Consider the following 7,295-nt stretch of genomic DNA (forward strand, 5'->3'; position numbering starts at 1 on the left):
GCCGCGGCAGCGGATCGTGCGCGTGCGCGGCGCGCGGCGCGCCAGACTCACGCCGGTCGAGGGCACGCTCAGCGACTCCGAGGCCGAGGCGACGCTGCGCGGGGAGGAGCCGGCGCCCGCGAAGCCCGCGGAGGAGGGCCGCGGCCCGAACGACGAGCGCCTCCGCCGCGACGTCCCGCCGCACTACGGGCCTCTCGTGAGCGGTCTGAGCGGATCAGGCCTGGTTGCGGGCGGCGAGCAGGTCGCGGATCTCGGCGAGCAGCTCCTCCTGGGTCGGAGCGGCGGGCTCCGGCTCCTCCTGCACGCCCAGGCGGGCGGCGCGGCGCTCGGCCATCTTGTTCATCGGGACGATGAGCAGGAAGTACACGACGGCCGCCACGGCGAGGAAGTTGATGATCGCCGAGATGATCGCGCCGATGCCGAAGTTGGCCGTGGCGAAGATGCCGGGGATCGGGATGACCCACTCGGCGAGGTTGCCGGACGGCACGAGCGCGCCGATCAGCGGGTTGACGAGGTTGTCGACGACAGCGGTCACGATGGCGGTGAACGCCGCGCCGATGATCACGGCGACCGCGAGGTCGATCACGTTGCCGCGAGTGATGAAGTCCTTGAAGCCCTGGATCATGTGGTCCACCTTATGTGCCGGTCGTTCCGGCGTCATGGTCTCGGAGTCACGCGCCCGATGCGGGCGTCGTCTCCGGCTTAGATGATGCCGCAGGGGCAGGGGAAGTGCCAGCACCGCCCGAGGAGGCGCCCTGCGTGTCGCGCGAGCCCGAGTTCCGCGAATCGGTGCGGTAGAAGCCGCCGCCGTTGAACGTCACTCCGATGGATCCGTACTGCTTGCGCAGCGCGCCGCCGCACTCGGGGCACTCGGTCAGCGACGGCTCGCTGAAGGACTGGACGGCGTCGAAACGGTGCCCGCACGACTTGCAGGCATAGGCATAGGTGGGCATGCGACCTCGGATGGCGATCGGTGGTGGGTGTCTGGGTGCGCGTGACCCGCTCGCCGGGGGCGAGGCGGATCAGCGGTCGGCCGGCAGATCCAGGGTGCGCGTCGGGGTGACGACCCCGGAGACCGGCTGGTCGTGCACGTCCCGCGGCACGCTGTCGACCAGTTCCGAATCATAGATGACCGCGTAGACCGGCGGGCGCCGGTCCATCGAGCCCAGCGTCTTGTCGAAGTACCCGCGACCCCATCCCATCCGCATCCCGGTCCGATCGACGGCCGCGGCCGGGATGAGCATGACGTCCACGTCGTTCACCGCGATCGGGCCGAGCAGATCGCCGACGGCCTCCGGCACGCCGAGCGGGGTCTCGACCTCCTCGCCGCCGGGGGAGGCGACCGTCCAGTCGAGCAGGCCGTCCTCGCGCATCACGGGGAGCAGCACGCGGATGCCCCGCGACATGGCCCAGCGGATGAACCCCCGCGTGCCGGGCTCGGTGGGGGAGGAGAGGAAGCACGACACGCTGTGCGCCCCCAGGCGCGCGATCAGGGCCTCCAGCTGTGCCCGGATCCCCTCGTCCGCCGCCTCGCGCTGCGCGTCGGAGAGGAGCTGACGTCGCTCGCGGAGTTCGGCGCGGAGCGCGCGCTTGGCCTGATCCAGCGTGTCCGTCATGCCGCGATCATACGGGGAGTGCCCCGGGATCACGGGCGGATAACGGCTCGTCGCATACGATGAGGGAATGCATCCCCCGCAGATCAAGGCAGTCATCCCCGCGGCCGGACTGGGCACGCGCTTCCTCCCGGCGACCAAGGCCACTCCCAAGGAGATGCTGCCGGTCGTCGACAAGCCGGCCATCCAGTACGTCGTCGAGGAGGCGGTGGCCGCCGGCATCCGCGATGTGCTCATGATCATCGGGCGCAACAAGAACGCGCTCGCCAACCACTTCGACTCGGTGCCCGAGCTCGAGACCAAGCTGATGGACAAGGGCGACCAGGCTCGCCTGGAGCGCGTGCAGGCGTCGAGCGACCTCGCCGACATCCACTTCGTCCGCCAGGGCGAGCCCAAGGGCCTGGGGCACGCGGTGCTGCGCGCCCAGGCGCACGTCGGCAGCGCGCCGTTCGCGGTCATGCTCGGCGACGACCTGATCGACGAGCGGGACGAGCTGCTCACGACGATGATCGACGAGCAGGCCAAGCGCGGCGCCATGGTCATCGCCCTCATGGAGGTCGACCCCGACAGCATCCACATGTACGGCTGCGCCGACGTCGAGGCCACCGACACCGACGACGTCGTGAAGGTGAAGGGCCTGGTCGAGAAGCCCGCGAAGGAGGACGCGCCGTCCAACCTCGCCATCATCGGCCGCTATGTGCTCACCCCGGAGATCTTCCCGGTCCTGGAGCGCACGCAGCCCGGCAAGGGCGGCGAGATCCAGCTCACGGACGCGCTGCAGGAGGTCGCGGCCGACCCCGAGGGCCCCGGCGTCTACGGCGTCGTGTTCCGCGGTCGTCGCTACGACACGGGCGACCGCGTCGACTACATCAAGGCCATCATGCGCCTCGCCGCCGACCGGGCCGACCTCGGCCCCGAGCTGCGCCCGTGGTTCAAGGAGTTCGCGGCGTCGCTCTGAGCGTGCCCGCCGTTTCGACCACGAGGAGCCGGATGGACGGTCTCGCCCCGCGCCAGCACGGGCCGATCTCCATCCGGCTCGTCCGTTCCCGGGACGCCCGCGTGCTGCAGCACGAGCTCGTGACGAACCGCTCATGGCTGCGGCCCTGGGAGGCGACGAGCCCCGGCGGCCCGGCGCCGCTCGACATGCGCGGCAGCATCCGCCGACTGCTGCAGCAGTACCGCGACGGCCAGGGCGTGCCCTTCGTGATGGAGTACGACGGCGAGATCGCCGGTCAGCTCAACGTGTGGGGGATCGCGCGCGGATCGCTGTCGTCGGCCACGATCGGCTACTGGGTCAGCGAGCGGTTCGCCGGGCGCGGCGTCACGCCGACCGCGGTCGCGCTCGCGACCGACGTGTGCTTCACCGAGCTGCAGCTGCACCGGATGGAGATCTGCATCCGTCCCGAGAACGCCGCGAGCCTGCGCGTCGTGCAGAAGCTCGGCTTCCGGTACGAGGGCCTGCGCCGTCGGTACATCCACATCGACGGCGACTGGCGTGACCACTATGCCTTCGCGCTCACGGCCGAGGAGGTGCCGGAGGGCGTGCTGCAGCGCTGGCTCGCCGGACGCGCGCCCCAGCATGCGGCGGACATCTCTTAGCTCACGCCCCGTCGATCGGCTCGGGCACCGCAAGCGGTGCCGCTCGCCGCTCGACCACTGTCGCTGACGCTCCAGTGAGGCGTGAGGGCGCGCTTCGCGCGCGGGCCGCATCCGCGGCACGCTCGCCTGCGGCTCGCACGACGGTCGGCGTACCGCCCCGGTCATTGAGTGGCGGGGGACACCCTCCGGTCGTTGAGCGGAGCGAAGCGGAGACGAAACGGCGGGCGGGTGCGCGGCGGGACACGCCGGTGGGTGACCGGACACGCCCGCGGCCTGCGGGGCGGGCGGCGGCGCGTCCCCTACCGTGGGTCGCATGGATGGGCAGCTGCTGGGCGGAGGCGTGGTCGTCGCCGTCGCCGTGCTGCTCTGGCTCGTGTACCTGCTGCCCACCTGGCAGAGCCGCATGCAGTACAACGCGGCCGAGCGCAATGCCGTGCGGCTGAACCAGGCCCTGCGGGTGCTGGCCGAGACGAGCGAGACGCCCGAGGAGGTGCGCGTCGAGCTGAACGCGCGCGAGGCCGCCGCCAAGCAGAAGCTCGCCCGCCGGCTCCAGGCCGAGCGCACGCGGCTGAGCGTGGAGCAGGCGCGCCTGCAGGCCGAGAAGGATCTCGTCGCGCTCGAGCGGCAGCGGATGGAGCTCGCCCGGCAGCGGTCCGCACCCGCGGTCCGTCAGGCGAAGGCCCGGCGCCGCGTGCGCCTCGTCGCGACGGCGCTCTCCGTCGTGGGGCTCGCCGGCACCGGCTTCGGCGTCTGGGCGCTCCTGGCCGGATGGGGAGCGCTGTGGCTGTCGCTCGGCGCCGGCGCCGCGGTGGTCGGGGCGCTCGTGCTGCAGCGGATGGCGGCCGTGCAGGCCCGCGCGGCCCGTCGCGCCGTCGCTCGGCCGGTCGTGCAGTCCGTTCGACGCTCGGCGCCCGGCACGCTCATCGACGAGGCGGATCGGGGATGGGTCCCGCGTCCGCTTCCCGCGCCGCTGTCGACCACGAGCGGATCCCGCGCGCAGGCGGCCCGCGCCGAGCGTGACGCGCGCGAGGCGCTGCGCCGCGCGGCGCAGGAGGAGGCGCTGCGCGCCCGCGCCGAGCAGCTGCGCCCCGCGCCCGTCCCCATCGAGACCGCCCGTCCCGCCGCGGCGGCATCGCCGTTCGCGCGGATGGGGTACGTCGACGACGCCGAGATCGAGGCGCACGTGCGCGAGCTGCTCGCGCGCCGCGCCACGGCCTGACGCCCGTCGCGGCGCGCCCGGCGGTTCCGGCCGATGTGCGGGAGCGCCCGCCGGGTCTGGTAATGTAGTCCGAGGTTCACGGGCCCATGGCGCAGTTGGTAGCGCGTCTCGTTCGCAATGAGAAGGTCGGGGGTTCGAATCCCCCTGGGTCCACCGGAACACAGAAGGCCCCGCCGCATGGCGGGGCCTTCTGTCATTCCCGACGGGACTACGCGCCCAGTCGGCTGAGAAGCGCGCGGGCGACCGAGGCGGACGACTGCGGGTTCTGCCCCGACACGAGCGCACCGTCCTCGACGAGGTGGTCCGCCCAGGGCTCGGCCGCCTCGACCCGCACGCCCTGCGCGCGCAGCGTGCTCTCGAGAAGCCAGGGTGCCTTGTCGGCGAGCCCGCCCTGACGCTCCTCCTCGTCGGTGAAGGCCGCGACCTTCCGGCCCTCCGCGGTGAGGGAGCCGTCCTCACGCCGCGCGGCAAGCAGGGCGGCGAGCCCGTGGCACACGAGGGCGAGGGGCTTGTCGGTCTCGAGCGCCTCGGCGAGGAGCGCCCCCGACGTCGGATCCGACGCGAGGTCCTCCATGGGGCCGTGGCCACCGGGGTAGAACACCGCGTCGAACGCGGCCAGGTCGATGTCGTCGAGCCGGCGCGGCGCCTGCAGGCCCTCGATCGCCGCGAGCGCGTCCCGGGCATCCTCGTCTGCGGCGAGCGAGCCCTCGTCGGCGACCGGCGCCACGCCGCCCGGCGTCGCGAAGACGACGTCGTGGCCCGCGTCGGTCAGCAGGCGGTAGGGCGTCAGGAGCTCCTCGGCCCAGTAGCCGGTGGGGTGCGAGGTGCCGTCGGACAGCGTCCAGGAGCGGGCGCCGGTGACGACGAAAAGGACGGTGGACATGTCTCTCCTCCAACGTGGGATGCGACGTCCGGGCGGGCGCCGCATCCGTCACAACGCCCCACGGCTCGCACTCTTCCGATAGCTTCGCGATATGGGTCATAGATCTGCTGATGGGCTGGATCGCCTCCCGGTGTGGCGGACCTTCCTGGCCGTGCACGCCTCCGGATCGCTGTCCGGTGCGGCGCGCACGCTCGGTGTCACACAGCCGGCCGTGACCGCACAGCTCAGGTCGCTCGAGGAGGTCCTGGGCGAGCGGCTGTTCGAGCGGAGCGCGCGAGGCGTCACACCCACGCCCCGCGCCGACGAGCTCGCGGCACGCCTCGCCGGTCCGTTCGCGGCGGTCGCCGAGGCGATCGGCGGCGCCGGCGCGGGTGACGACGGGCCGCATCCACCGGTGCGGCTCGGGGGAGCGGCGGATCTCCTGGCCGAGGTCGTCGTCCCGGCGCTCGCGCCCCTGGTCGCCGCGGGGGTGCGGCTGCAGGTCGTCCCGGGGTCGAGCGGCGCCCTGGTCGACAGCCTGCGCGCGGGGGTGCTCGACCTCGTGGTGGCCTCCGAGCGACCGCGCGGACGCTCGGTGCTCGCGACGCCCCTCACGGACGAGACGTTCATCCTCGTGGCCGCGCCCGGGGTGGCGCCGGCGCCGGTCGCGTCCCCGGACGATCTCGGAGCGGTGCCGCTGCTGGCCTACGCACACGACGTGCCCATCCTGCGCCGGTACTGGCGCCACGTCTTCGGCGCGCGCCTCGAGCGAGAGCCGGCGCTCACGTTCCCCGACCTGCGCGCGCTGCGCGAGGCCGCGCTCGCGGGCGCCGGCGCCACGGCGCTTCCGCTGCACGCCTGCCGCGAGGTCCTGGCGAGCGGACGGCTGGTCGACCTGCACCCGAGCGACGACCCGCCGATCAACACCCTGTTCCTGGTCCGCCGGTCGGGAGCACCCGCCCCGCACGTGGAACGCGTGCGGGCGGCCGTGACGCGTGCGGTGATCGACGCCCTGAGCTAGACCGGTCAGCCGGGCCTCTGCAGCCAGCCGCGCGCCGTGAGATACCGCAGGAACTCGTACTTCTCCCGAATGAGCCCGGCGAACTGGTTGCGGGTGTCGGGGATGAACCAGAAGGTCGCTCGGGACCGGCGGAGCGTCCATCCCATGAGGTGCTGGGCGACGTAGCTGAGCCAGACGTCCTCGACGAGCCGGAACCGGTCCGGGCACTCGAACACGCGGTCGTCGAGGAAGACCGACGTGTCGATGATCATCCCGCAGGTGCCGAGGTACTGCGCCCGCCGGCCGCGTCGCACGGGCACCCGGAGCCAGTAGTGCGGTGGGAACAGGAAGCGGTACGCCCACCATCCCGTCGCGGTGCGCGGCCGCGCCTCGCCGACCAGCGTGCGGATCGTGCGCGGGCCGAACAGCTGGTCGTCGTCGATGAACACGACGTGCGGATGGGACGGGGCGAGCTCGCGGGCCAAGTGGAAGCGGCCGAAGCCCCCGATGTTCTCGGGGCTGTGGAAGCGCACGGGGAGCGGGCCCTCGGCGGCGGCAGCCTCCAGCTGCTCGGAGATGGCGGGGTTGTTGTTCCACACGTGGAGCTCGACGGACACGTCGGACTGCGCCGCCAGGGCGCGCAGGGTGCGGCGGAAGTACTTCGGCCGCCGCCAGGTGCACATCACGACCGGGATCCTCGCGGGCGCATCGCTCACGGAGCGACCGTAACGCGGTGCGGTCCCGCCGCCGAGGGGCTTCCGAGGGGTGCGAGCCGTCGCTACAGTCACGCCCTACGGGCCCCTCGGCGGCCTGACCGCATCGCCGCTGCGGGGCGCGGGAGAGCCTGAGAGCCGGGGCGGGGACGGTGCGACACGCCCGGGGGATGGCCGGGTTTGCCCCGCCCCTCGGATCCACGTAATGTATTCCCTTGTCGCCGCCAAGCGGTGAGGTTGAGCCGGAAGGCTCCCACCCCAGGTCGACGACGAACTCCACGACAGGACC

9 protein-coding genes and 1 tRNA gene are annotated in these 7,295 nt (G+C 72.9%); 5 read left to right on the plus strand and 5 right to left on the minus strand.

Going from position 1 to position 7,295, the window contains the following annotated elements; translation table 11 throughout:
* Nucleotides 1-214: 214 nt before the first annotated feature.
* The 3 genes from mscL to ASD19_RS04680 all read right to left on the minus strand — a co-directional run bounded on the left by mscL (nucleotide 215) and on the right by ASD19_RS04680 (nucleotide 1,616).
* Entirely contained in the window at nucleotides 215-625 is a 411-nt protein-coding gene (gene mscL, locus ASD19_RS04675; RefSeq protein WP_055989121.1) for a large conductance mechanosensitive channel protein MscL, read from the minus strand.
* 46 nt (nucleotides 626-671) lie between these two features.
* Complete coding sequence (locus ASD19_RS13965) at nucleotides 672-953, minus strand: FmdB family zinc ribbon protein (protein ID WP_082542978.1); 282 nt, start codon at nucleotides 951-953, stop codon at nucleotides 672-674.
* Between the two features lie 69 nt (nucleotides 954-1,022).
* Nucleotides 1,023-1,616: a 5-formyltetrahydrofolate cyclo-ligase gene (locus tag ASD19_RS04680; protein ID WP_055989073.1), complete on the minus strand. Its 594-nt coding sequence runs from the start codon at nucleotides 1,614-1,616 to the stop codon at nucleotides 1,023-1,025.
* Between the two features lie 67 nt (nucleotides 1,617-1,683).
* On the opposite strand from ASD19_RS04680, the gene galU reads away from it, so the two are divergent.
* The 4 genes from galU (at nucleotide 1,684) to ASD19_RS04700 (ending at nucleotide 4,584) form a co-directional block, all read left to right on the plus strand.
* The gene (galU, locus tag ASD19_RS04685) at nucleotides 1,684-2,571 is read left to right on the plus strand and encodes a UTP--glucose-1-phosphate uridylyltransferase GalU (RefSeq protein WP_055989077.1); all 888 of its coding nucleotides are present in this window, start codon (nucleotides 1,684-1,686) and stop codon (nucleotides 2,569-2,571) included.
* A 32-nt stretch (nucleotides 2,572-2,603) separates the two neighbouring features.
* A complete protein-coding gene (locus ASD19_RS04690; protein ID WP_055989080.1) occupies nucleotides 2,604-3,212 on the plus strand; it encodes a GNAT family N-acetyltransferase in 609 nt (202 codons plus the stop codon).
* Between the two features lie 313 nt (nucleotides 3,213-3,525).
* Nucleotides 3,526-4,431: a hypothetical protein gene (locus ASD19_RS04695; RefSeq protein WP_055989083.1), complete on the plus strand. Its 906-nt coding sequence runs from the start codon at nucleotides 3,526-3,528 to the stop codon at nucleotides 4,429-4,431.
* An 80-nt stretch (nucleotides 4,432-4,511) separates the two neighbouring features.
* A tRNA-Ala gene (locus ASD19_RS04700) sits at nucleotides 4,512-4,584 on the plus strand.
* A gap of 55 nt (nucleotides 4,585-4,639) precedes the next feature.
* On the opposite strand, the gene ASD19_RS04705 is transcribed toward ASD19_RS04700, so the two are convergent.
* Nucleotides 4,640-5,314 (minus strand): type 1 glutamine amidotransferase domain-containing protein, encoded by a 675-nt coding sequence (locus tag ASD19_RS04705; protein ID WP_055989086.1) that lies wholly within the window; start codon nucleotides 5,312-5,314, stop codon nucleotides 4,640-4,642.
* 91 nt (nucleotides 5,315-5,405) lie between these two features.
* Here ASD19_RS04705 and ASD19_RS04710 point away from each other — a divergent pair, with 91 nt between their 5' ends.
* Nucleotides 5,406-6,314, plus strand: coding sequence for a LysR family transcriptional regulator (locus ASD19_RS04710; RefSeq protein WP_055989089.1), 909 nt, complete (start codon nucleotides 5,406-5,408; stop codon nucleotides 6,312-6,314).
* 5 nt (nucleotides 6,315-6,319) lie between these two features.
* Here ASD19_RS04710 and ASD19_RS04715 read toward each other — a convergent pair whose 3' ends face one another.
* Nucleotides 6,320-7,009 (minus strand): glycosyltransferase, encoded by a 690-nt coding sequence (locus ASD19_RS04715; protein ID WP_162246651.1) that lies wholly within the window; start codon nucleotides 7,007-7,009, stop codon nucleotides 6,320-6,322.
* Nucleotides 7,010-7,295 lie beyond the last annotated feature (286 nt).

This window comes from Microbacterium sp. Root53 (genome assembly GCF_001426925.1).
Classification (GTDB): domain Bacteria; phylum Actinomycetota; class Actinomycetes; order Actinomycetales; family Microbacteriaceae; genus Microbacterium.

Coding starts and splice junctions, on each gene's coding strand:
- mscL (WP_055989121.1), bottom strand. CDS start 625: ATGATCCAGGGCTTCAAGGACTTCATCACTCGCGGCAACGTGATCGAC.
- ASD19_RS04695 (WP_055989083.1), top strand. CDS start 3,526: ATGGATGGGCAGCTGCTGGGCGGAGGCGTGGTCGTCGCCGTCGCCGTG.
- ASD19_RS04710 (WP_055989089.1), top strand. CDS start 5,406: ATGGGTCATAGATCTGCTGATGGGCTGGATCGCCTCCCGGTGTGGCGG.
- galU (WP_055989077.1), top strand. CDS start 1,684: ATGCATCCCCCGCAGATCAAGGCAGTCATCCCCGCGGCCGGACTGGGC.
- ASD19_RS04680 (WP_055989073.1), bottom strand. CDS start 1,616: ATGACGGACACGCTGGATCAGGCCAAGCGCGCGCTCCGCGCCGAACTC.
- ASD19_RS04705 (WP_055989086.1), bottom strand. CDS start 5,314: ATGTCCACCGTCCTTTTCGTCGTCACCGGCGCCCGCTCCTGGACGCTG.
- ASD19_RS04690 (WP_055989080.1), top strand. CDS start 2,604: ATGGACGGTCTCGCCCCGCGCCAGCACGGGCCGATCTCCATCCGGCTC.
- ASD19_RS13965 (WP_082542978.1), bottom strand. CDS start 953: ATGCCCACCTATGCCTATGCCTGCAAGTCGTGCGGGCACCGTTTCGAC.